Source organism: Helcobacillus massiliensis (assembly GCF_014191425.1).
In the GTDB taxonomy this organism is placed as follows: Bacteria; Actinomycetota; Actinomycetes; order Actinomycetales; family Dermabacteraceae; genus Helcobacillus; species Helcobacillus massiliensis.
In genome coordinates this window covers 31491-55400 of sequence record NZ_JACHWP010000001.1, presented here as the reverse complement: position 1 = coordinate 55400, position 23910 = coordinate 31491, and the positions used below count along the sequence as shown (strand labels likewise).

Genomic DNA, 23910 nt, shown 5'->3' with positions numbered 1-23910 from the left:
GCATAGACGAACAGGCGTTCGAGATCGAGTCGAACACCGAAGCGCTTCGAACAGGATGAGACGCGCGCCTCATCGGATGCCGCCAGTGCCCCGGCGCCGCCCATCTCAGCGGCGCGGCCGCGCTTCGATCGGCACTTCCCACCGGTCGCGGTCGGGCACATCCATCGCATCGCACAGCGAGGTCCAGACCTTGCGCACGGGTGCGCCCTGCTCGATCGCTTCACGGGCGGTGACGGAGCCGAGGTCCGGCAGCACCATCTCCTCGACATAGGTGCGGGCCAGAGCGGGCCCGAAGACATGCTCGGCGAGCTCGGTGAATTCGCTGAGCTTCACGGATCAGCGGGTGCCCACCAGGGCGCGGTCCTCGCGGCCGCCCTCGGAGCAGTCCAGATCGGCCGGGACGGTGTCCGGCACGAGGATCCCCTCCTGCAGGGCGACCCGTTCGGCCACTTCGCGCAGGATCAGGGACAGGGGGTAGCCCAGTGCCTGGGTGATGGATGCCAGGAGCTCCGACGAGGCCTCCTTCTGGCCGCGCTCGATCTCGCTGAGGTAGCCCAAGGAGACGCGTGCATCTGCGGAGACCTGGCGCAGAGTCCTCCTCTGGTGGAGCCGGGCAGCGCGCAGCACATCGCCCAGTTCGCGGCGGAAGAGCACCATGTCTCGTCGTCCTTTCCTCTCCTCGTCCGGCGACGTGCTCGGGGGGAGTGCAAGAAGGCTCCTGCGGCCGGCACCGGATGCGCTGAGGCGGCGCTCTTCGCGCTGCACGCCTGCGACATCGGCCCGACTGCGGTTCATGTGGGAGGTGTTCATGCCTCTCACAACGGATGGGGAGCCGGATTTGTTCCCATGATTCTACGGGTCACACTCGGGGAAAAGCGCCGTTGCGGACAACTGGCAGGACGCACGTCACCACAGTCCGTCACATCTCCACAACCCGCAGCGCCAGATCCAGCGCCCGCTGCGCCACAGCGGCCCGGACCGCGGGGCGGTCCCCGTCGGCCCGCACCTCCTCCACCACCAGCTCCTCCCCCGCGCTCACGGCGATGAACGCGGTGCCGGCGGGCACGCCGTAGTCGTCGGGGCCCGGGCCCGCGGCACCCGTGGTGGCGATCGCGATGTCGCAGTCGTAGAGGCGGCGGGCCGCGAGCGCCATCGCGCGCGCGACGGACCCGCGCACTGCCCCGTGCTCCTCGAGGTCGGCGAGGTCGAGGCCGAGCACGCGGTGCTTCGCCTCGAACGAATAGGTGCAGGCGCCGCCGGCCATGCAGGCGGAGGCGCCGGGAACGTCGATCAGGCGGGAGGCCAGCATCCCGCCGGTGAGGGACTCCGCAGTCGCGATCCACAGACCGCGCTGCTGGGCGGCGGCGAGGAGGCGGCCGGCGGCGCCGTGGCCGACGGGGTCGATCGCGCCGCCTGCTGCGGGCCCGGCCATCGGCTCAGGCTCCGGAGGCGAGGGCTTCGCGGCGCAGACGGATGCCGTCCTTCACGTTGAGCCAGCCCGACCACATCGTGAGGACGAACGCGATGGCGACCAGGACGATGCCCACCCACTTCAGCTGCGGCATCAGCAGTTCGAACGGGGCGAGGCAGAACGCGATGGCGATGGACTGCATCATGGTCTTCGCCTTGCCGGCGAAGTTCGCGGGCAGCGCGCCGTGCTTGAGGATCGTGAAGCGCATGATGGTGATGCCCCATTCGCGCAGCAGGATCAGCAGCGTCATCCACCACGGGATGTAGTCCCAGATGCTGAGGATGATGAAAGCGGCGCCGGTGATCAGCTTGTCCGCGATCGGGTCCATCAGCTTGCCGAAGTCCGTGATGAGGTTGCGCGAGCGCGCCAGGTGCCCGTCCACGAAGTCGGTGATCATGGCGAGGGCGAAGATCCCCAGCACCGCCCACCGCATCGGGGCGTTCTCGTGGTAGACGACAGCGGCGATGACGAAGAGGGGCACCATGACGATCCGCAGCATCGTCAGGATGTTCGCGATGTTCCACAGCGGTGCCTGCGGCGCCGCCTGGTCCCCTGCCCCGGGTGCGCCCTCGGGGATGGGTGCGCTGCTGCTCATCATGGTCCTTCCTCAGCGTCCGGTCAGCTGCCAGGCGTCATCGGAGCCGCCCTCGTCGTCGTCATAGTAGTCCTCGGCGACCGGCACCGAGTCCATCATCTCCTCCGGTGACCCGGTTCCCATGGCGGCACCGGCCGGTTCGGCGGAGTCCTCGTACAGGTCGGTGTCCTCGCCCTTGATGCGGGCGATCGCACGGCCGAGGTCCTCCGGGCGCACCAGGACGTCGCGGGCCTTCGACCCCTCGGAGGGGCCGACGATCTCGCGGGACTCCAGCAGGTCCATCAGACGGCCCGCCTTCGCGAACCCGACCCGCAGCTTGCGCTGCAGCATCGAGGTGGAGCCGAACTGGGTGGTGACCACCAGCTCCGTGGCCTGCAGCAGCACCTCGAGGTCGTCGCCGATGTCATCGTCGATCTGCTTCTTCGCCGCGACCTGGGCGACGTCCTCGCGGTACGTCGGCTTCATCTGCGACTTCACATGGTCCACGACCTTGTGGATCTCCGACTCGTTCACCCACGCGCCCTGCACACGCATCGGCTTCGCCTTGCCCATCGGGTGGAACAGGGCATCGCCCTGCCCGATCAGCTTCTCCGCGCCCGGGCTGTCGAGGATCACGCGGGAGTCCTGCAGTGACGAGGTGGAGAACGCGAGCCTGCTGGGCACATTCGCCTTGATGATGCCGGTGACGACATCGACCGACGGACGCTGCGTGGCCAGCACCAGGTGGATGCCGGCGGCGCGCGCCAGCTGCGTGATCCGCTGGATGGAGCCCTCCACGTCGCGCGGCGCCACCATCATCAGGTCCGCCAGCTCATCCACGACCACCAGCAGGTACGGGTAGGGCGCGACCGTGCGCTCACTGCCCGGCGGCGGCGTCACCTGACCGGCGCGCACCGCCTTGTTGTAGTCGTCGATGTGCTTGAACCCGTAGTGGGCGAGGTCGTCGTACCGGTGGTCCATCTCCTTCACCACCCATTCGAGGGCCTCGGCGGCCTTCTTCGGGTTGGTGATGATCGGAGTGATGAGGTGCGGGATGCCCTCATAGATGGTGAGCTCCACACGCTTGGGGTCCACCAGCACCATGCGCACGTCCTCCGGGGTGGCGCGCATCAGCAGGGAGGTGATCAGCGAGTTGATGAAGCCGGACTTACCGGCACCGGTGGCGCCGGCGACCAGCAGGTGCGGCATCTTCGCGAGGTTCGCGACCACGTAGCCGCCCTCCACGTCCTTGCCGACGCCCATCACCATCGGGTGGGACTGGCCGCGCGCCACACCGGAGCGCAGCACGTCGCCGAGCGCGACGATCTCGCGGTCCGTGTTCGGGATCTCGATGCCGATCGCCTTCTTACCCGGGATCGGCGAAAGGATCCGCACATCGGCGCTGGCGACGGCGTACGCGATGTTGTTGGACAGCGCCGTCACCTTCTCCACCTTCGTGCCCGCGCCGAGCTCCACTTCGTAGCGGGTGACGGTGGGGCCGCGGGAGAAGCCGACGACCTCCGCGTTCACCTTGAACTGCTCGAACACCTCGCCGAGCGCCTCGACCACGCGATCGTTGGCCTCGCTGCGGGACTTCGACGGCGGGCCCTCCGCGAGGAAGTCGGACTCGGGGAGCATGTAGACGATGTCGCCGTCGAGCTCCAGCTGCTCCCCGGCGCGGGGCAGATCCCCGGCCGGCGGCGGGATCAGCTCCGCGTCCTTCTCCTCGGGGGCCGACGGATCCTGCCCGACGGCGGTGCTGCCGCCCTCAGCCGGCTGCTGGCCGGGGAACTGCTTCTGGCGGGCGGTCTCCTCGGCGAGGACGTCGTACACCTCGTCGCCGTCGTCCACGGGGGGCAGCTTCTCGGTCGCCCCGGACCCGTGGGACCCGGAGGCGCCGCCGGCGGGCAGAACAGCCGTGGCGCCCTGGGCATCGGCCTGTGTCACACCGGTCTCGTACGGAGTGTCGCCGCTGTAGCCGAACTCGTCGTGCCCCGCGCCGTCGGACATCACCTCGGTATCGGGCTCCTGGCCGCGCTTGCGGCGGCGCAGCAGCGAGCTGGCGCGCTTGGACGGCTTCGGCTCGTCGTCATCGCGGTCCCCGTCGGCCCCTCCCCCGGCGCGGACAGCGCCGGTGCGACGAGCGATCCGCTCCTCCCGGGTGGGGCGGGCCTCCAGCCCGAACGCGGCGCGCTCATCGGCTTCGTTCTGGCCGTGGCCCACGAGCGCGAGGTACACCTCGTGCAGCTTCGGCACGATCGCATTCAGCGGGGTCGCCGTCATGATCAGGACCGCGAAGAACGCGGCGACGAGCGCGAGGATCACCACCACCCAGGTGGGGACCAGCGCAGCGAGCGGGGCCGCCACCAGGTACCCGAGCACACCGCCGCCGAGGCTGAGGGCGGTGACTCCGTCGGCGGGGGCGGGCAGGCGGGCGCTGACCGAGGCGATTGCGCAGAGGGAGCCGATGAGCACGGCGATGCCGATGCCGATGCGGGTGTTGGCGTGGACGAAGTCGGGGCGGCGGAACATGCGCACCGACCAGCCGCCCAGCAGCAGCGGCAGCACCACGCTCATGATGCCGAACGTGGACGCGGAGACGGTGTGCACGGCGCCGAACACGGGGCCGCGCGCCTGGAACCAGTCCGGGATCGCGATCAGCAGCGCCAGCAGCAGCAGGAACAGCGCGAAGCCGTCGCGCCGCTGCTCATAGGCGACGTCCCAGCGGGCGAAGCCGATGCCGCGGATGAAGCCGCCGACGGCGCGGGCCACGCCGAGGTAGCCCGCTCGGGCAGCCCGAATGGGAAGGGGGAGCGTCGAGGAACCGTCCTGCTTCGCGGTTCGCGATGAGCCCTTGCGAGCAGAGCCTTTCGACGCACGTGCGGGGGAAGACGTCCGTGCAGCCATGCCCCCAATCTACCCCGACGCCCCCGCCGCGCCTCGAAGCGGGGCGCCGGACGGGGGCGGGGATGTCGGGAAGTTCTCGGCTCAGGCCTTCACAACCACCGGGATGATCATGGGGCGGCGGCGCAGACGCTGCGAGGCGAAGCGGCCCACCACGCGGCGCATCGCCTGCTGCAGCTGCACGGTGTCGTGTCCCTTCTCCTCCTCGATGGCACGCACCAGCGCCTTCTTGATCTGCGGCTTGAGCTTCTCGAACACGTCGTCGTCCTCCGCGATGCCGCGGGCGTGGATTTCCGGGCCGGTCACCAGCTCCCCCGTTTCGGAGGACACCACGGCGAACAGGGAGATGAAGCCCTCTTCGGAGAGGATGCGGCGGTCCTTCAGATCGGACTCGCTGACCTCGCCGACGGAGGAGCCGTCCACGTACACGTAGCCGCATTCGACTTCGCCGACGACCTTCGCCACACCGTCCTTCAGGTCCACGACGCCGCCGTCGCGGGTGAGGATGATGTTCTCGCGCGGCACACCGGAGGAGTGCGCGATGTCGCCGTTGGCGATGAGGTGGCGGACCTCGCCGTGCACCGGCATCACGTTCTTCGGCTGGAGGATGTTGTAGCAGTACAGCAGCTCACCGGCGCTGGCGTGACCGGACACGTGCACCCGCGCGTTCGCCTGGTGCACCACGTTCGCGCCGAGCGCGAGCAGGCCGTTGACCACCCGGAACACGTCGGTCTCGTTGCCGGGGATGAGGGAGGAGGCGAGGATGATGGTGTCGCCCTCCCCCACCTCGATGCGGTGGTTGCGGTTGGCGATGCGGCCCAGCGCCGCCATCGGCTCACCCTGGGAGCCGGTGCACATGAACACGACCTTGTCATCCGGCATGGAGTCGGTCTTCCGGACGTCGATGAGGGTGTTCTTGGGGATGTTCAGGTAGCCCATCTCCGCGGCGATGGTCATGTTGCGGACCATGGAGCGGCCCACGAACGCGACCTTGCGGCCGTGCTTCGCGGCGGCATCGAACACCTGCTGCACGCGGTGCACGTGGCTGGAGAAGGACGCCACCACGACCTTCTTCTCCGACTTCGCGAAGATGCCCTCGAGCACGGGGCCGATCTCCCGCTCCTGCACGGTGAAGCCGGGAACCTCAGCGTTGGTGGAGTCCACGAGGAACAGGTCCACGCCCTCCTCGCCGAGGCGGGCGAAGGCGCGCAGGTCGGTGAGGCGGCCGTCCAGCGGCAGCTGGTCCATCTTGAAGTCACCGGTGTGCAGCACGGTGCCGGCATCGGTGTGGATCGCGACGGCGAGCGCATCGGGGATGGAGTGGTTGACGGCGACGAATTCGCATTCGAACGGGCCGAGGTCCTGGAACTCGCCCTCCTTGACCGCCATGGTCAGCGGCTTGATGCGGTGCTCCTTCAGCTTCGCCTCGATGAAGGCGAGGGTGAGCTGGCTTCCCACGAGGGGGATGTCCGGCTTGAGGCTCAGCAGGTACGGCACGGCGCCGATGTGGTCCTCGTGGCCGTGGGTGAGGACGATCGCGACGATGTCGTCGAGGCGGTCCCGGATGGAGGTGAAGTCCGGGAGGATCAGGTCCACACCGGGCTGCGACTCCTCCGGGAAGAGGACGCCGCAGTCCACGATGAGGAGGCGACCGTCGATCTCGAAGACGGTCATGTTGCGGCCGACTTCGCCGAGGCCGCCCAGCGGGGTGACCCGCAGGGTGCCGGGCTTGAGCTTCGGCGGGGTGCCGAGCTTGGCGTGGAAGGGTGATTCGCTCACTTCTTGTCCCCTCGTTCGAACTGCTTGACGATGCCCGCGAGGGCGCTGCTGGAGGCGGTGATCCGCGCGATCTGCTGCGGGTCCGCGGGAGTCAGCGGCAGGCGCACCGTGGCGTGCGGCAGGATGCCGAAGTGCTCCATGGCGTGCTTCACGGCGACCGCTCCCGGCACCTGGTTCATCAGGGCGTTGACGAACGGGATCCGGGAGGAGTGGATGCGCTGCGCGGTGATGAGGTCGCCGCGGTGGGCCGCGTCGATCTGCATGCGGTCCAGGCGGCCGGTGACATGGGAGCAGACCGAGATGATGCCGGAGGCGCCGACGGACAGCCACGGCAGGTTCAGCGCGTCCTCGCCGGAGTAGATCTCCAGCTTCGTGATCCGCATGAGGTCGGATCCGTCGTGCAGATCGCCGCGGGCGTCCTTGATGCCGCGGATCGTTGGGATCGCGGACAGTTCGATCGCGGTCTCCGGCGTGATCGGGATGCCGGCGCGGCCGGGGATGTCGTACAGCAGAATCGGGAGGTCGGACGCCTCCGCCACGGCGCGGAAGTGCGCCTTCACGCCCCCCTGGGACGGCTTGTTGTAGTACGGGGTGACCACCAGGAGGCTGTCGGCGCAGCCGGTGGCGGCGGTGGCACGGGCCAGGGCGGCCGTGTGGGCGGTGCTGTTGGAGCCGATGCCCGCCATCACCTGTGCGCGGTCCCCGACGGTCTCCTTGACGGTGCGGAGGATCGCGAGCTTCTCCTCATCCGAGGTGGTGGGCGATTCGCCGGTGGTGCCGTTGACCACGAGCAGGTCGTGGCCGATGTCGAGCAGGTGCTCGGTGAGGACTCGCAGCGCGTCGTGGTCGACCGCGCTGGCGTCCTCGGTGAACGGTGTGACCATCGCGACGCCGAGCGTCCCGAGGTCCAGAGAACTGTTTTCTGCGGTGGTCATCTCATCTCCGATGATCGGGGGCCGACGGGCTCTGCGCGACCGGCGGCGCCGGGGCGGTGACGGCCGGGCAGGTGGAACGAAGGGGCCGGTGCCGCCGTGCTCACGGGGCGACGCGCCCGGCGTCGTTGAACGCTTCGTAGGTGATCGGCATCTTCTCGGCGAACAGCTGCTCGATCTTCTCGGCGACCATTTCGATCTCCCGCTGCGGGAACGACGGGAAGTGCGAGTCGTCGCTGGTGGTGCGCAGGCTGATGAAGTTCATCATGGAGCGGGCGTTCATCGTCACATACATCGAGCTGAACAGGCTCAGCGGCAGCACGCCGCGGGCGACCTCGCGGGCCACACCGGCATCGAGCATCCGGCGGTAGGACTCGTAGGCGGCCTCCGCCTGTCGGCGGTGCTCGGCCTGGACGAGTTCGCGCTGCTCATCGGTGCCCTCGTAGAAGTCGTACGCGCCGGGTTTGCCCTTCTGGATGAGGCGGCGGTCATCACCGGGGACGTAGAACACGGGCCGCATCTCCCGGTAGCGGCCGGACTCTTCGTTGTAGGAGGCGATGCGGTGGCGCATGAATTCGCGGAACACGAAGATCGGCGCTTCGACGAAGAAGGTGAAGCTGTTGTGCTCGAACGGGGAGCCGTGGCGGTCGCGCATCAGGTAGCGGATGAGGCCGCGATCGCGCCCCGCATCCTCCTGACCCACGACATCCTTGGACTGCTCTCCCACGGTCGAGACTCGGGCGGCGAACACAACGTCCGAATCGGCGGCGGAGCAGCGGACGAGCTCCACGGTCACATCGGAACGGAACACAATCTCACTCATGCCCTCAGCCTACGGGATGAGCCCGGGCCCGAGGGTCCCGGCGCGTCCTCGCCGGCACGTCCGATGCGTCTCGGATCGCGGCGCATGCGCGCACGGGGCCCCCGCCGTCCCTAAGGTGGGTCCATCATGACGACAGGTTCCCTCCGATGACCGCCGAGGCTGCGCGCACGGTCCGCTCCCGAGGCCGCTCCATCGGCTTCGCGACGGGGCTGTACGCAATCTCCTTCAGTGCGCTCGCAACCTCGTCGGGTCTGAGCGTGCTGCAGGCGGTTGTGCTCAGCGCGGTGCTGTTCTCCGGCGGCAGCCAGTTCGCGTTCGTCGGCGTAGTCGCCTCCGGCGGCTCGGCGGTGTCGGCGATCTCCACCTCCACCCTGCTGGGCATCCGCAACACGGTGTACGGCATCTCCCTCACACCGGTGCTCCCCCGCGGGGGCCTGCGCGGGCTGGCCCGCTCCGTTCTGACGATCGACGAGTCCGCGGCGAACGCGCTGGCCGCCCCGACTCCGGAGCTGCAGCGTGTGGGGTTCTGGTCCGCCGGGATCTGGGTGTACGTGTGGTGGAACGCGTTCACGGTGCTGGGGGCGTTCCTCGGCTCCTGGATGTCGGACCCGGGCGCGTGGGGGCTCGATGGTGCGGCGGCGGCCGCGTTCATCGCCCTGCTGTGGCCGCGCCTGGTGCGCCGGGAAGCGGTGGCGCTGGCGGTCGCGGCGGCGTTCCTGGCGCTGATCCTGGTCCCGCTGATGCCGCCGGGGCTGCCGGTGATCTGTGCGGCGCTGGTGGCGGTGCTGTTCGCGTTCCTGCCCGAGGGGCCGACGGGTGCCGCGCCTGCTGAGGGCTCCTCCGCGGCTGCATCCGTGTCCTCCGACGAGAAGGGGCGGGCATGAGCGGCGGGATGCTGTGGGCGGCGGTGATCGCGGCGTCACTGCTGTCCCTGGGGCAGAAATGGCTGGGCTATCAGATCCCCGCCTCGTTCCTGAACCGTCCGCGGATCTCGCGGATCCTGTCGCTTATGCCGATCGCCCTGCTGGCGGCGCTGGTGGCGACCCAGACGCTGACGTCCGGCACGTCCGTGGTGGTGGATGCCCGCATCGTCGGTGCGGCGGTCGCGGTGGTGCTGCTGTGGCGGCGCGCCCCGTTCCTGCTGGTGATCATCGCAGCGGCAGCGGCGACGGCGCTGACGCGCCTGCTCGGCTGGGGCTGAGCGCGCCGGCGAGCCGAGTCCCCGCGCCGGCTCCGGCCGGACCTGCGCGGCCGGGCTCAGTCGCGGTGGCGCTTCGCCGCTTCCCGCATCGCCATGCGGGCATTGCGGCGGTCCCGCTTCGCCTCGTACGCGAGCGACAGCCGCAGCCACGGCTGCCACGCCTCCGGGTCCGCCTCCACGTCCCGCTTCGCCGCGGGGAAGCTCTTGAGCTCGTCCTCGGTGACGCGGTCGAAGAATCCGTCGGCCCGGGCGGCGCGGGCGAGGCGCTGGGTGTCGAGGCCGAAGCGGACCTCCCGCCACAGCACCCACAGGCTGAGGCCGATCAGCACGATGAGCGCGAGGCCGAGCCCGATGCCCACCGGGGTGTCGGAGGTGAGGAAGCCGTACGCGATCCAGCCCATGCCCCACACGTAGATGAGGCACAGCAGCACCATGACGGCGGCGAAGATCTTCTGTCCCACAGTGCGTCTCAGTCGAGGTCGAGGATGTTCTCCAGGCCCACGGTGAGGCCCGGACGGTCCACGACTTCGCGCACGCTCAGCACGATGCCGGGCATGAAGCTGATGCGGTCGAAGGAGTCGTGGCGGATGGTGAACTGCTCACCGGTGTTGCCGAACAGGATCTCTTCGTGCGCGGTAAGGCCGCGCAGCCGCACCGCGTGCACGGGAATGCCGTCGATGCGGGCGCCGCGGGCGCCGTGCGGGTCCTTCTCGGTGGCATCGGGGGCCTGGCCCCTGCCGGCCGCCTCGCGGCCGCGGGCGATGGCCTCAGCGGTGTGGATGGCGGTGCCGGACGGGGCGTCCACTTTGTTCGGGTGGTGCAGTTCGATGATCTCGGCGGATTCGTAGAAGCGGGCGGCCTTCTGGGCGAACGTCATCGCGAGGACGGCGCCGATCGCGAAGTTCGGGGCGATGATGACGCCGGTGCCGGGGCTCTTCTCCAGTGCGGCGGTGACGTCGGCGCGGGACTCGTCGGTCCAGCCGGTGACGCCGACGACCACGTGGATGCCGTGCTCCACGGCCCACAGCACGTTCTGCTTCGTGGCATCGGGGACGGTGAGATCCACCAGGACGTCCACGCGCTTCTGCCCGTTCTCGTCGAGGAGGTCCTCGATGCTGTCCTCGCGGGTGATGCCGGCGACGAACTCGATGCCGTCGGCCTCCTCCAGGGCCCTGACGGCTTCGCTGCCCATGCGCCCGTTGGCGCCGATCACTGCTGCGCGGATGGTGCTCATCGCTGGTTCTCCTCGGAGGTGGTGGTGGGGATGGCCTGGGTGGGGGTGCGTTCGGGACCGACGTCCACGCGGGTGCCGACGGCGTCCGCCATCTCGGCGGCGAGCTGCTGCACCTGGGGGCGCTCGACCGCATTGAAAGCGTCGAGCGCTTCGTCGACGCTGCGGAACTGGCCCTGGAGCAGTTCAGAGGTGGCCAGGCGCGCCATCCGCGACTGGGTGTCCTCCAGCCCGAGCGCCATCGAGCCGGTGATCTGGCCGAGGGCGCGGCGCAGCTCGTCGTCGGTGATGCCGTGCTCGGCCATGCGTTCCACTTCGGCGACGAGGAGGTCGGCGACGGCGTCTGCGCTCTTGGCGCGGCACGCTGCGTACATTCCGGCCATGCCGGCGTCGCGGAACGCCGAATGGTACGAGTACACGGAATAGGCGAGGCCGCGGCGTTCGCGCACTTCCTGGAACAGGCGGGAGCTCATGCCGCCGCCGAGGATGCTCATCAGCACGGTCATCGCCTGCCGGCGGTCGTCGACCGCGGTGATGGACGGCCCGCCGATGAAGACGTGGGTCTGTTCGGTGTCGCGGCGCAGCTCCCGCATCGACCGCTTCTCGGGCGGCATGCGGTGCGCGGTGGTGGAGCGCATCGGGGTGGGCAGGGCCCCGTCGGCCAGCGACCAGCCGCCGGCGGAGACGGCGGCGAGGACGAGCTCGCGCACCTGCACGTGGTCGACGTCGCCGACCGCGGTGACCAGCAGGCGCTCGGGGGCGTAGTGCTCGCGGTAGTGGTCGCGGACGTTTTCCAGGCCGACGGCCATGACGGTCTCGGGGGTGCCGCCGACGGGGCGGCCCAGGGCCGTGTCCGGTCCGAGGACATCAGCCATCACGGCTTCGAAGCCGACGTCAGTGGGATCGTCCTCCGCCATGGCGAGCTCTTCGAGGATCACTTCGCGCTCGGTGAGGAAGGCGTCCTCGTCCAGCAGCGGGGAGGTGACCATATCAGCGAGGACGCTGATGGCCATGGGGAGATCGGCGGAGCGCACGCGAGCGTAGTAGCAGGTGTGCTCCTTCGCGGTGGCGGCATTGGTCTCCCCGCCGACCTCATCGAACGCGGTGGCGATCTCCAGGGCGGTGCGGCTCGGCGTTCCCTTGAACAGGAGGTGTTCGAGGACGTGGGTGGAGCCGGCGTGCTCGGGGGTCTCGTCGCGGGAGCCGACGGGCAGCCAGAAGCCGACGGAGGCGGAGCGGACCGACGGGTCGCGTTCGGTGATGAGGCGGATGCCGCCGGGAAGGATGGAGCGGCGGATCAGGGAACCGGTGGAGTCCTCGAGGGTCTGCTCCAGCCCGGGCTCGGTCAGTGAGAGTGGAATCGGCACCCATCCACTCTAGCGGGGCGCTGACCACCGCGATGCCCAGGCGCCTCTGCCCACGAGCAGCGCGGAAACGGGGCAGCCCCGCTGGCCGAGCGGTGGGCTCGATCAGCGGGGCTGCTCATGCTGTCCTCAGCAGGCGGGGATCAGTTCTCCTCGCCGCTGTCCTCAGCGGAGTCCTCGCCCTCGTCGTCCTTGACGACGTCGAGGGAGATCTTGCCGCGGGCATCGATCTCGCGGATCTCCACTTCGATCTTCTGGCCGACGGAGACGACGTCCTCCACGTTGTTCACGCGCTGGCCGCCGTTGAGGTCGCGCAGCTTGCTGACGTGCAGCAGGCCGTCCTTGCCCGGGGTCAGCGACACGAACGCGCCGAAGTCGACCACGCGGACCACGGTGCCGAGGTAGCGCTCACCGGTCTCGGGGACCATCGGGTTGGCGATGGCGTTGACGGCGGCGCGGGCCGCTTCGGCGGAGGGGCCGTCGGTGGCGCCGATGTAGACGGTGCCGTCGTCCTCGATGGTGATGTCGGCGCCGGTGTCGTCCTGGATCTGGTTGATCATCTGACCCTTCGGGCCGATGACCGCACCGATCTTGTCCACCGGGATGGTGACGGCGAGGACGCGCGGAGCGTACGGGCTCATCTCGTCCGGCTGGTCGATGGCCTCGTTCAGCACGTTCAGGATGTGCAGGCGGGCCTCGCGAGCCTGCGACAGTGCCGAGGCGAGGACGCTCGCGGGGATGCCGTCGAGCTTGGTGTCCAGCTGGATCGCGGTGATGAACTCGCTCGTGCCGGCGACCTTGAAGTCCATGTCACCGAAGGCGTCCTCGGCGCCGAGGATGTCGGTGAGGGCCGAGTACTTGGTCTCGCCGTCCACCTCAGCGGAGACGAGGCCCATGGCGATGCCGGCGACGGGTGCGCGCAGCGGCACACCGGCGTTCATCAGGGACAGGGTGGAGGCGCACACGGAGCCCATGGAGGTGGAGCCGTTGGAGCCGAGCGCCTCGGACACCTGGCGGATCGCGTACGGGAACTCCTCACGGCCCGGCAGCACCGGGGTGATGGCGCGCTCGGCGAGCATGCCGTGGCCGATCTCGCGGCGCTTCGGGGAGCCGACGCGGCCGGTCTCACCGGTGGAGTACGGCGGGAAGTTGTAGTGGTGGATGTAGCGCTTGCGGTCGACCGGCGAGAGGCCGTCGATCTGCTGCTCCATCTTCAGCATGTTCAGCGTGGTGACGCCGAGGATCTGGGTCTCGCCGCGCTCGAACAGGGCGGAGCCGTGGACGCGCGGCAGCACCTCGACCTCAGCGGAGAGCTGACGGATGTCGCGGGGGCCGCGGCCGTCGATGCGGACGCCCTCGGTGAGGATCTTGGTGCGCACGACCTCCTTGGTGAGCGCACGGAAGGCACCGGTGACCTCCTTCTCGCGGTCCTCGAGCTGCTCGGCGAGCTCCTCCTGCACCTCGGCGAGGAGCTCTTCGGTCTTCTGCTCGCGCTCGAGCTTGTCGGCGATGCTCATGACCTCGGTGAGGCGGTCCTTCGCGGTGCGCTCGACGATCTCGTAGGCGTCGTCCTGGAAGTCCAGGAACAGCGGGAACTCGCGGACCGGCTTCGCGGCCTGCTCGGCGAGCGACTGCTGCGCCTCGCAGAGGGTGCGGATGAACACCTTGGCGGCGTCCAGGCCCTCGGTGACGACGGACTCCGTCGGCGCCACGGCGCCCTGGTCCTTGATGAGGGTCCAGGCGTTGTCGGTGGCTTCGGCCTCGACCATCATGATCGCGACGTCGTCACCGACGATGCGGCCGGCGACGACCATGGAGAACACGGCCTCGTCGAGCTGCTCGAAGGTCGGGAAGGCGATCCACTGACCGCCCTCGGCGTTCGGCATGAGCGCGATGCGCACGGCGCCGATCGGGCCGGAGAACGGCAGGCCGGAGATCTGGGTGGAAGCGGAGGCGCCGTTGATGCCGAGGACGTCGTAGGCGTCGTTCGGGTTGCAGGCCATGACGGTCAGCACGATCTGCACCTCGTTGCGCAGCCCCTTGACGAAGGCGGGGCGCAGCGGGCGGTCGGTGAGGCGGCAGGCGAGGATCGCGTCGGTGCCGGGGCGGCCTTCGCGGCGGAAGAACGAGCCGGGGATGCGGCCCGCTGCGTACATGCGCTCTTCGACGTCCACCGTCAGCGGGAAGAAGTCGAAGTGCTCCTTCGGCTGGTTGGAGACGGCGGTCGCCGAGAACACCATCGTGTCGTCGTCGAGGAACACCGAGACGGCGCCGGCGGCCTGCTTGGCGAGGCGGCCGGTCTCGAAGCGCACCTGGCGCTGGCCGTAGTCACCGTTGTCGATGACGGCGAGAGTGGACTTCACATCGTGGTCCATGGAACTTCTCCTTCATGGGCCCCGGTCCGGTCATCAACAATCACACGCGCGGTCTGCTCGGGCCGCCGCTGGGCGGTTCTGAACGCGGATGTCACTGCCGAAGACCGACTCCGTCGGGCCCCCTTCGTTGGTGTGTTTCGGGTGCGAGTATAGGGGAACAGAATCGCCGCCCACCTGGAGAGGTGAGCGGCGATCGGTGATCAGCGGCGGATGCCCAGGCGCTGGATCAGAGCACGGTAGCGCTCGATGTCCATGGCCTGAAGGTACTTCAGGAGGCGCTTGCGCTGGCCGACCAGCAGCATGAGGCCGCGGCGGCTGTGGTGATCGTGCTTATGGGTCTTCAGATGCTCCGTCATGTACTTGATGCGGTGCGTCAGCAGAGCGACCTGGACCTCGGGGGAACCGGTGTCACCCTCGGTGCGACCGAATTCCTTGACAATGGCTTGCTTGGTTGCAGAATCGAAGGCCACTGGCTCTCCTTCTATACGTGTTGCTGCACGGCGCTCCGAGGCATGTTCTCTCGGGCTCTACGATCCGTGGCCGATCTGACGGCCTTCCCACAGTACCAGCAGGGGGCTCAGCGGGCCCCGGTCCACTCCCCCAGAGTGCGGCGAGTCACCTCGACGTCCTGCCGCATCTGCACCACCAGCTCATCGATGGAGGAGAAGGCCAGGGTGGGGCGGAGGCGTTCGATGAAGTCCACCCGCACCCGCTTGTCGTACAGGTCGAGGTCGTGGGAGCCGTGCACGTAGGTCTCCACGATGGTGTGCAGGGGCCCGTCCTCGAAGGTGGGGTTGGTGCCGATGGAGATGGTGGCCGGCGCCAGGCGCATCTGCGCGTCCGGGTGGTCCGCCCGGGTGGGCACCTCGACGCTCAGGAGGCCGGCGTAGACCCCGTCGGCGGGGACGAGGCCGTCGGGCCGCGCGCTGAAGTTCGCGGTGGGGAAGCCGAGTTCGCGTCCCCGCTTGAAGCCGTGCTGGATGACGTCGGCCACCGCGTGGGGGCGGCCGAGCATGCCGGCGGCGCTGCCGACGTCACCGGAGGTGATGGCGGCGCGGATCACGGAGGAGGAGACGCGGCCGCAGGAAGCGGAGATGCCGAGCTCATCGACGACCAGAACCTCGAAGCCGAGCTTCTCCCCCAGCTCCTGCATGGTGCCGAGGTCGCCTTCGTTGGCGCGACCGAAGCGGGAATCGCGCCCGATCACCACCGCCTTCGCGTTCAGCAGCTCCACGAGGAAGATCCGCACGAAGTCCTCCGCGCTGTGCTGGGCGAAGCCGCGGGTGAACTCGAGGTCGAGCACGCTGATGCCGAGGTCGCGGATGAGGTCGTCGCGCCGGGCGTAGCCGGTGATGAGCGGCGGCACCACCGAGCCGGTCATGACGTGCCGGGGGTGCGGGTTGAAGGTCATGGCGATGGGGCGCAGGCCGCGTGCGGCGGCGGCGTCCTGGAGCTGGCGGAGCACCGCTTGGTGGCCGAGGTGGACGCCGTCGAAGTTGCCGATGGTGACGGCGCTGGGCTCGACGGATGCGGGCACGTCAGCTGCGCTGGCCCACAGCTCTCCTCTGCTCAACCATCTGCCTTCCTGCCGCGGTCCGAAGTTCTGCCTCCCCCACCCTAAACCCTGTGCACCGGCCCCCGGCGCGCCGCGCGCACCGTCTCCGGCTGTGAGGGCACCGATGATGTAACACACGCATCAATAGCACCTCCGCCTGGCAGGCGGGTACGATAGCGCCCATGTGCGCGGACACGCCCGCGCATCGAAGAGAACGTAAGGACGATAGACATGTCGACTGCGACGCAGACCAGGTCACGCCGCATCATCCTCTGGGTGATCGCTGCTCTGGCCGTGCTCGCTCTCGTAGCTACCGGCGGTTCCATGGCGTACGCCAAGCAGTTCGAGGGGAAGGCCCTTCCCGGCACGACCGTGATGGGCAAGGACGTCTCCGGGATGACCCAGGCGGAGATCACGAAGCTCCTCTCCGGCCAGGACACCGGCGTCAAGGCCACCATCGTGGCCGAGGGTGAGAGCACTGCCGTTCCGATCGAGGACCTCGGCGTCACCCTGGATCCGCAGGCCACCGCGGCCGCTGCTGTGCAGCGCGACGCTTCGGTGGGCAATGTGGTCTTCGGCGGCGACCACGCCGTCAAGCCGGTCCTGACGATGGACCGCAAGGTCACCACCGACTACGCCTCCGGCCTGGTTCCCGAGGGCCGCGAGAGCGCGAAGAACGCCGAGGTCACCTACGACCCCGAGAACGGCTCCTTCTCCGTGACCGAGGCCCAGGCGGGCCTCGGTGTGGATCCGGAGCAGTTCGTGCAGACGGTCCGCAAGGGCGCCTCCGGCATGAAGGACTTCACCATCACGCAGGAGTTCACCCGCATGGAGCCGGCTCTGAGCACTGAGAAGGCCGAGGCCGCGGTGAAGCGGACCGAGGCGATGCTGGACAAGCCGATGACGGTCACCGGCCCGAACGGCCGCACCTTCGAGATCTCCAAGCAGGACCGCCTCCACTTCGTGACCGTTGCACCGAACGCTGACGGCACCGACTTCGAGACGCAGGTCAACGCCGACGAGGCCGCCGCCTACGTCCAGACCATGGCGAACGAGATCGAGGTGTCGCCGAAGAACGGTGTGACCGGCGTGGACGGTGACGGCAAGGTCATCAAGGTCCTCAACGAGAAGGTGGACGGCACCTCCGTCACCAACGTGGATGAGGTCAGCTCCGAGTTCGTCACCGCGATGCAGAAGGGCACGGAGTTCTCCGCGACCTTCACCACGAAGAAGGTGCCGGCGAAGGACACCACCACCGTGATCGAGGCGGAGAAGAAGGACGAGAAGAAGTCCGACGACGCTGAGAAGAAGAAGGCCGACGAGAAGAAGAAGGCCGACGAGAAGAAGGCTGCGGACAAGAAGTCCGACGACGCGAAGCCGGAGGACAAGGAGTCCACGGACGACAAGCCCGCTCTGCCGGCGCACGCGCCGAAGGAGGCGACCAGCGGTGACAAGTGGATCGACATCAACCTGTCGAACAAGACCATCACCGCGTACCAGGGCACCCAGAAGGTGTACGGTCCGATCTCCATGGTGGACGGCAAGCCCGGCAATGAGACCGCCACCGGCGAGTTCACCACCTACCTGCGCTACGACAAGCAGGACATGACCAACGAGTACAAGTATCCGAAGGGCCACCCGAAGTACTACTACACGAAGGACGTCCCCTACGTGCAGTACTTCAAGGGCGGCTACGCGATCCACGGCGCACCGTGGCGCTCCAGCTTCGGCTACGCCGGCTCACATGGCTGCATCAACCTGCCCGTGCAGGACGCGAAGTGGTTCTACGACTGGGCCCCGATGGGCACCAAGGTGGTGTCCCACCGCTGATGCACGACTGCGTGCCGCGCTGATCGGCACCGAGCACCCAGCATGACGAAGCGGGCTGGCCCTGATCAGGGGCCAGCCCGCTTCGCTGTTCTCAGCCTCAGGCGGGGAACACGGTGGCCGGTCTGAGGCGCCCGCGGTGCGGCTCCACGATCGCCACGAGGTCCTCCCCGGGACCGACCGCAGCGCTGAGCTCCCCCGCATCCTCAGGGCTGCTCGCCTCTGGTGCGTGGATCATCTGCCCGAACCGGAGGGAGCGCGCATCCGCCTCCCCCACCGGCACCACCGGCAGCAGGCCGCCGGCGACCTCACCGAGGCCGCGCAGCACCACTGGGGAGGCCGACGGGTCCTCCGCCGCCTTGGGCGCGTCCCGCTCCGGCACCGTGCCGGCGTCCTGCACGCTCCACTTGCCGACGTGGGTGCGGCGCAGAGCCGTCAGGTGCCCGCCCACCCCGAGGGCCTCGCCGAGGTCGCGGGCCAGTGCACGGATGTAGGTGCCGGAGGAGCAGTCGATGACGGCGTCGATGTCGCAGAACCCGTCGGCCTGCCGACGGGTCCCCGTCACCTCGAAGCGGGCCACGCGGATGGGGCGGGCCTCCAGCTGGACGTCGTCGCCGGCGCGGACGCGGGCGTAGGACCGCTGCCCGTTCACCTTGATGGCGGACACGGCGCTGGGGACCTGGAGGATGTCTCCGGTCAGGTCCTCGACGGCAGCGGCGATCTGGTCGTCGCTGATGCCGTCGGCCGGGCGGCGCGGACCCGTTTCGTCGCCCTCGGCGTCGTCGGTGATGGTGGCGACGCCGAGGCGGATGGTCGCCTCATACGTCTTGTCGAGGCCGACGGCGTAGGTGAGCAGTTTGGTGCCCTGGCCGACGCCGATCACCAGCAGCCCGGTCGCCATCGGGTCCAGCGTGCCGGCGTGGCCCACCTTGCGGGTGCCGAGGTGGTAGCGCAGGCGCGCGACCACGTCATGGCTGGTGAGGCCGGCGGGTTTGTCGACCAGCGCGATGCCGACGGGGCCGGGGGCGTTCACGCGCGCTCGCCGTCCTCGCCTTCGCTGACCGCAGCGCCACTGTCCGCTGCGGCGTCGTCATCAGCAGCCTCGGCGCCGATGTCGTCGATGTCGCCGGCGCCGTCGGCGTCGGCGTCGTCACGGTACGGGTTCTCCCCACCCGCGTACTCCTTGCCCTCCTTGTAGCGGGCCAGTTCGGCGTCGCGGGAGCGCGCCACCACCAGGAGGTCGTCGATGGTCTTCGCGGTCTCCGGGATGGCGTCCTCGAAGAACTTCAGCGACGGTGTGAGGCGGATGCCGAGGCCCTTGCCGACCTCGGTGCGGAGCATGCCGGTGGAGGACTTCAGCGCCGCGGCGGTGGCCCGGCGCTCCTCCTCCCCACCGAACACCGTGTAGAACACGGAGGCCTGCTGGCCGTCACCGGACACGCGGACGTCGGTGATGGTGACCCAGCCCAGGCGGGGGTCCTTCACCTTGGAGTCCAGGGCGGTGGCGACGATCTTCTTGATGCTGTCGGCGATGCGCCGGGAGCGAGGGTTGCCGGTCATGATGGGGTCCCTTTCGTCGAGGAAGCGGGGTGGCTGCGCTTCACAGCCACGATGATGTCACGGTCGATGGAGCGGTCCACGCGGTGGCGGAACTGGCCGTCCTCCGTCAGCAGGCGCAGACCGCCCTGCTGGAGCACTTCCGCCATCGCGGGGTACGGCGCGGTGCGGCGGTTGACGGCGAGGACGAGGCTGGCGCCGTCGGTCATGGCGCGGCTCCACGCGGGCAGGGCGGATTCCACGAGCTGCAGCGGGGAGCGGGACAGGGCGGCGTTCTTCGTCTGCTTGCCCGCCTTCGGCGGCCGGGTCTGCTTCCCCGCCTGCGCGCGGGCGCCATGCTGGACCCCGTACGGGAGGTCGGCGACGATCGCGTTGGCGCTGCGGGGGCGGATGAATGCGCCGAGCCCGGTGGTGTCCGCGGTGAACAGGGTGAGCGACTGGCCGCGGCCGGCCCTCTGCTCCTCCTTGCTGCGGGCGAGGTCGGCGCGGAACACGGACCCGAGCTGCTGGCCGTTGACGGTGAGCCGCTCCGCGGATGTGGTGTGCTTCAGGCGGTTCTCCCGCATCCACGTGGTGAGGAACGCGCGGAACAGTTCGGCGTCCTTCTTGTCGAGGTCGACGCCGACGGCGTCCAGCCCCCACATGAGTGCCTGGTTGAGGGTGGTGCCGCGCCCGGCGACGGGGTCGAGGACGGTGAACGGGCGGGAGGTGTCCTCGATCAGGTGCGCGTCGGCACTGGCGGCGATGGCGCAGCTGAGCATGAGCGCAGTGAACTGCTCGTTGGTCTTCCCCTGATACTTCAGGGTGGTGAGCAGGGTGGAGTCGAACCGGTCGACAGCTGGTGTCCGCACCGGCAGCAGCAGCGGCAGCTCGGGCATCTCGTCGACGTAGAGGCGCTCCTCGCCAGCTGCGCCGTCTGCCGGGCCCACCGCGGGGCCGGCGGCCTCCCGGTCGGGGCCGACGGGTTCCGGGGCCGGCATGGTGCCGACTTCGTCGAACACGCCGAAGATGTGGGGGGATCGGGCGAGAGCGGTGAGGACCCGGGCGCGCGCTGCCGCGTCGATCCCCTCCCCCGCGGCGCCGCCGATGTCGGCATCGAGCGCCCAGTCGGCGAGCTCGATCCGCAGGGTCGGCATGCCGGCGATGGACTCCTCGAGGACATCCTCAAGGGCTCCGGGCACGGTGTTCGCCAGAACGAAGCGGAGCTCGGCGGCGGCAAGGGCCGCAGCCTGCTGGCCGTAGACGCGGTTGGCGGATGGGGCGAGCAGTCCGTGCAGAACGGTGGTCATGGTGTCCTCACTACCGATGGGTGGGAAGCGACGAGGCCCCGCCCGCGCCCATTCGGACGCGGTCGGGGCCTCATCATCTCAGCGTGCGCTGATCAGTCCTTCTTGTTGGTCTTGTGCGCTTCGCGGGGCTTCTCCACCATCTCGTACGTGGTGATGATGTCGCCCTCCTGGATGTCGTTGAACGACCCCAGGTTGATGCCGCACTCGAAGCCCTCGCGGACTTCGGTGACGTCATCCTTGAAGCGGCGCAGGCCGGCGATCTCGAGGCTCTCGGTGACCACAACGCCCTTGCGGGTGATGCGGGCCTTGGAGCCGCGGTTGATCGTACCGGAGGTGACCATCGAGCCGGCGATGTTGCCGAACTTGGAGGAGCGGAAGATCTCGCGGATCTCGGCGGATCCGCGGTCCTTCTCCTCGTACTCCGGCTTGAGCATGCCCAGCAGGGCGCTCTCCACCTCTTCGATGGCGCGGTAGATGACCGAGTAGTACTTGATCTCCACGCCCTCGCGGTCGGCGTATTCGGCGTTCTGGCCCTCGGCGCGGACGTTGAAGCCGATGATCACGGCATCGGACGCCATGGCGAGGTTGATGTTGTTCATCGTGATCGCGCCGACGCCGCGGTCGATGACGCGCAGCTGGACGTCGTCGCCGACCTCGATGCCGAGCAGTGCCTCTTCCAGCGCCTCGACGGAACCGGAGGCGTCGCCCTTGAGGATGAGGTTGAGGGTCTCGACCTTGCCCTGCTCCATGGCCTCCTTGATGTCCTCGAGGGACATGCGCTTGCGGGCCTTGGACAGCTGGGCGGCGCGCTTGGCCGCTTCGCGCTTCTCAGCGATCTGGCGGGCCTGACGCTCGTCCGCGGGCACGATGAACGTGTCACCGGCGCCGGGCACGGAGCTGAGGCCCAGCACCTGCACCGGACGGGACGGCAGGGCCTCCTCGACCGCGTCGCCGTTCTCATCGAGCATGGCGCGGACACGGCCGTGGCCGGTGCCGCAGACGATCGCATCGCCGACGCGCAGCGTGCCCTGCTCCACCAGGACGGTGGCGACGGGGCCGCGGCCGCGGTCGAGGTTCGCCTCGATGGCGACACCGCGAGCGTCCTTGTCCGGGTTGGCGCGCAGATCCAGGGCAGCATCGGCGGTCAGCAGGACGGCCTCCAGCAGCTCGTCGATGTGCAGGCCCTCGCGAGCGGAGACGTCCACGAACATGGTGTCGCCGCCGTACTCCTCAGCCACGAGGTTGTACTCGGTGAGCTGGGCGCGGATCTTGTCCGGGTTCGCCTCCGGCTTGTCGATCTTGTTGACCGCGACCACGATCGGCACATCCGCAGCCTGGGCGTGGTTGAGCGCCTCGATGGTCTGCGGCATGACGCCGTCATCGGCCGCGACCACAAGGATCGCGATGTCGGTGACCTTCGCACCGCGGGCTCGCATGGCGGTGAACGCCTCGTGGCCCGGGGTGTCGACGAACGTGATGGGGCGGTCCTCGCCCTCGTGGTCCACGTGCACCTGGTACGCACCGATGTGCTGGGTGATGCCGCCGGCCTCGCCGGATCCGACGTTCGCACGGCGGATCGAGTCGAGCAGGCGGGTCTTGCCGTGGTCCACGTGGCCCATGACGGTGACGACCGGCGGGCGGGGCAGACGATCCTCGTCGTCCTCCTCGTCCAGCTCACCCTCAAGGTCGATGTCGAACTGCTCGAGCAGTTCGCGCTCCTCGTCCTCCGGGGAGACGATCTCGATCTTGTAGCCGAGCTCCTCACCGAGCAGCTGGAACGTGTCCTCATCCAGGGACTGGGTGGCCGTGGCCATCTCGCCCATGGCGAAGAGGACGGTGATCAGCGATGCCGGGTTGACGTCGATGCGGTCGGCGAAGTCGGTCAGCGAGGCGCCGCGGCGCAGACGGATCGGCGTGGAGCCGTCACCGCGCGGAATCTGCACGCCGCCCGGTGCCGGAGCCTGCATCTGCTCGTACTCGCGGCGCTTGGCGCGCTTCGACTTGCGGGAGCGGGCGGGCTTGCCGCCGCGTCCGAACGCGCCCTGCGTGCCGCCACGGCGACCGCGGCCGGGACCGCCGCCACCGGGACGGGGACCGAAGCCGCCGCCACCGGGGCCTGCGCCGGGTGCGCCGCCCTGACCGCCGCGACCACGGCCGCGACCGCCGCCACCGCCGGAGCGGGGCTTCTCAGCAGCAGCGGACCGTGCCGGCATCATGGTCGGCGACGGACGGGGACCGCCCGGGCGCGGACCGCCGGGACGGGGACCACCCTGGCCGGCGCCCTGCGGTGCGCCCTGGCCTGCGCCCTGGCCGTCACGGCGCGGGGGACGCGGGCCACCGGGGCGGGGCATGCCCTGCGAGGACGCGAACGGATTGTTGCCGGGACGGCCTCCGCCGTCGCGGCGCGGGGGACGCGGGCCGCCCGGGCGGGGCATGCCCTGCGAGGACGCGAACGGGTTGTTGCCGGGGCGACCGCCACCGGCGGCGCCGCCGCGCTGCGGGCGCTGGCCGCCGCCCGGCTTCGGGCCGGGGCGGGATGCCGCGCCGGGCTTCGGAGCGGACGCCGGGGTCGGGGGCTTCGGGCCGCCGGGCTTCGGCGCGCTGGCCGGGCTGGCGTCAGCGGCCGGCTTCGCAGCGGGCTTCTGGCCGGGCTTCGGGGCGCTGGACGGCGCGGCCGACGGGGTCGGCTTGTCGCCAGCGGGCTTCTGGTCAGCGACCGGGGCGCCATCGGCCTTCGCCGGTGCTGCCTTCTGGCCGGGCTTGGGTGCGCCGGGCTTGGGGGCACCGGGCTTCTGGCCGGGCTTCGGGGCGCCGGGCTTCTGGCCGGGCTTGGGGGTGCCGCCGGCGGTGGCGCCGTCGGACTTCGGGAATGCGCCGCGAACGCGGCGCGCGACCGGGGGTTCAACGGTCGACGAGGCGGAGCGAACGAATTCGCCGAGGTCCTCAAGCTTCTTGAGGACGTCCTTGCTCGTCACACCAAGCTCTTTGGCGAGCTCGTGAACGCGAACTTTAGCCACAATTCTCCTGT

At 69.5% G+C, this 23910-nt stretch carries 21 protein-coding genes; 3 read left to right on the top strand and 18 right to left on the bottom strand.

Annotated elements, in window-relative coordinates; genetic code table 11:
* Positions 1-105 precede the first annotated feature (105 nt).
* From FHX50_RS00280 to thyX, 8 genes are all read right to left on the bottom strand, one after another.
* The gene (locus FHX50_RS00280; RefSeq protein ID WP_183373488.1) at positions 106-333 is read right to left on the bottom strand and encodes a DUF3046 domain-containing protein; all 228 of its coding nucleotides are present in this window, start codon (positions 331-333) and stop codon (positions 106-108) included.
* Between the two features lie 3 nt (positions 334-336).
* Positions 337-657 carry a helix-turn-helix domain-containing protein gene (locus FHX50_RS00275; RefSeq protein ID WP_183373487.1) on the bottom strand — a complete coding sequence of 107 codons (321 nt, stop codon included), beginning with the start codon at positions 655-657 and terminating at the stop codon, positions 337-339.
* Positions 658-919: 262 nt separating this feature from the next.
* Complete coding sequence (locus FHX50_RS00270; RefSeq protein WP_183373486.1) at positions 920-1432, bottom strand: CinA family protein; 513 nt, start codon at positions 1430-1432, stop codon at positions 920-922.
* 4 nt (positions 1433-1436) lie between these two features.
* Entirely contained in the window at positions 1437-2069 is a 633-nt protein-coding gene (gene pgsA, locus FHX50_RS00265; RefSeq protein ID WP_246370618.1) for a CDP-diacylglycerol--glycerol-3-phosphate 3-phosphatidyltransferase, read from the bottom strand.
* Between the two features lie 9 nt (positions 2070-2078).
* Positions 2079-4952 carry an FtsK/SpoIIIE family DNA translocase gene (locus FHX50_RS00260; RefSeq protein ID WP_183373485.1) on the bottom strand — a complete coding sequence of 958 codons (2874 nt, stop codon included), beginning with the start codon at positions 4950-4952 and terminating at the stop codon, positions 2079-2081.
* Positions 4953-5033: 81 nt separating this feature from the next.
* A complete protein-coding gene (locus tag FHX50_RS00255) occupies positions 5034-6728 on the bottom strand; it encodes an RNase J family beta-CASP ribonuclease (protein ID WP_183373484.1) in 1695 nt (564 codons plus the stop codon).
* Positions 6725-7663 carry a 4-hydroxy-tetrahydrodipicolinate synthase gene (gene dapA, locus FHX50_RS00250; RefSeq protein ID WP_183373483.1) on the bottom strand — a complete coding sequence of 313 codons (939 nt, stop codon included), beginning with the start codon at positions 7661-7663 and terminating at the stop codon, positions 6725-6727. Before dapA ends, FHX50_RS00255 begins: the two co-directional genes overlap by 4 nt.
* A 100-nt stretch (positions 7664-7763) precedes the next feature.
* On the bottom strand, positions 7764-8483 hold the full coding sequence (gene thyX, locus FHX50_RS00245) for an FAD-dependent thymidylate synthase (RefSeq protein ID WP_183373482.1): 720 nt from the start codon (positions 8481-8483) through the stop codon (positions 7764-7766).
* 146 nt (positions 8484-8629) lie between these two features.
* On the opposite strand from thyX, the gene FHX50_RS00240 reads away from it, so the two are divergent.
* The gene (locus FHX50_RS00240; RefSeq protein ID WP_183373481.1) at positions 8630-9367 is read left to right on the top strand and encodes an AzlC family ABC transporter permease; all 738 of its coding nucleotides are present in this window, start codon (positions 8630-8632) and stop codon (positions 9365-9367) included.
* Positions 9364-9684, top strand: a complete 321-nt coding sequence (locus tag FHX50_RS00235; protein WP_183373480.1) for an AzlD domain-containing protein — start codon at positions 9364-9366, stop codon at positions 9682-9684. Before FHX50_RS00240 ends, FHX50_RS00235 begins: the two co-directional genes overlap by 4 nt.
* A gap of 56 nt (positions 9685-9740) precedes the next feature.
* Here FHX50_RS00235 and FHX50_RS00230 read toward each other — a convergent pair whose 3' ends face one another.
* The 6 genes from FHX50_RS00230 to FHX50_RS00205 all read right to left on the bottom strand — a co-directional run bounded on the left by FHX50_RS00230 (position 9741) and on the right by FHX50_RS00205 (position 16227).
* A complete protein-coding gene (locus tag FHX50_RS00230) occupies positions 9741-10145 on the bottom strand; it encodes a hypothetical protein (RefSeq protein ID WP_183373479.1) in 405 nt (134 codons plus the stop codon).
* A gap of 8 nt (positions 10146-10153) precedes the next feature.
* On the bottom strand, positions 10154-10918 hold the full coding sequence (dapB, locus tag FHX50_RS00225; protein WP_183373478.1) for a 4-hydroxy-tetrahydrodipicolinate reductase: 765 nt from the start codon (positions 10916-10918) through the stop codon (positions 10154-10156).
* Positions 10915-12282 carry an insulinase family protein gene (locus FHX50_RS00220; RefSeq protein ID WP_183373477.1) on the bottom strand — a complete coding sequence of 456 codons (1368 nt, stop codon included), beginning with the start codon at positions 12280-12282 and terminating at the stop codon, positions 10915-10917. The genes dapB and FHX50_RS00220 overlap by 4 nt, the downstream gene beginning before the upstream one ends.
* Before the next feature lie 140 nt (positions 12283-12422).
* Positions 12423-14654, bottom strand: a complete 2232-nt coding sequence (locus FHX50_RS00215) for a polyribonucleotide nucleotidyltransferase (RefSeq protein ID WP_183373476.1) — start codon at positions 14652-14654, stop codon at positions 12423-12425.
* A gap of 200 nt (positions 14655-14854) precedes the next feature.
* Positions 14855-15124 (bottom strand): 30S ribosomal protein S15, encoded by a 270-nt coding sequence (gene rpsO / locus FHX50_RS00210; RefSeq protein WP_183373475.1) that lies wholly within the window; start codon positions 15122-15124, stop codon positions 14855-14857.
* A 107-nt stretch (positions 15125-15231) separates the two neighbouring features.
* Complete coding sequence (locus FHX50_RS00205; RefSeq protein ID WP_183373474.1) at positions 15232-16227, bottom strand: bifunctional riboflavin kinase/FAD synthetase; 996 nt, start codon at positions 16225-16227, stop codon at positions 15232-15234.
* A gap of 213 nt (positions 16228-16440) precedes the next feature.
* On the opposite strand from FHX50_RS00205, the gene FHX50_RS00200 reads away from it, so the two are divergent.
* Positions 16441-18039 carry a L,D-transpeptidase family protein gene (locus tag FHX50_RS00200; RefSeq protein ID WP_183373473.1) on the top strand — a complete coding sequence of 533 codons (1599 nt, stop codon included), beginning with the start codon at positions 16441-16443 and terminating at the stop codon, positions 18037-18039.
* A 97-nt stretch (positions 18040-18136) separates the two neighbouring features.
* Here the strand turns inward: FHX50_RS00200 and truB are convergent, their stop codons facing one another.
* The 4 genes from truB to infB form a co-directional block, all read right to left on the bottom strand.
* Positions 18137-19069, bottom strand: a complete 933-nt coding sequence (gene truB, locus FHX50_RS00195) for a tRNA pseudouridine(55) synthase TruB (protein WP_343064014.1) — start codon at positions 19067-19069, stop codon at positions 18137-18139.
* Positions 19066-19596, bottom strand: a complete 531-nt coding sequence (gene rbfA, locus FHX50_RS00190) for a 30S ribosome-binding factor RbfA (RefSeq protein ID WP_183373472.1) — start codon at positions 19594-19596, stop codon at positions 19066-19068. Before rbfA ends, truB begins: the two co-directional genes overlap by 4 nt.
* Positions 19593-20882: a TRM11 family SAM-dependent methyltransferase gene (locus tag FHX50_RS00185; RefSeq protein WP_183373471.1), complete on the bottom strand. Its 1290-nt coding sequence runs from the start codon at positions 20880-20882 to the stop codon at positions 19593-19595. The genes rbfA and FHX50_RS00185 overlap by 4 nt, the downstream gene beginning before the upstream one ends.
* 92 nt (positions 20883-20974) lie before the next feature.
* Positions 20975-23899, bottom strand: coding sequence for a translation initiation factor IF-2 (infB, locus tag FHX50_RS00180; RefSeq protein WP_183373470.1), 2925 nt, complete (start codon positions 23897-23899; stop codon positions 20975-20977).
* Positions 23900-23910: the final 11 nt, after the last annotated feature.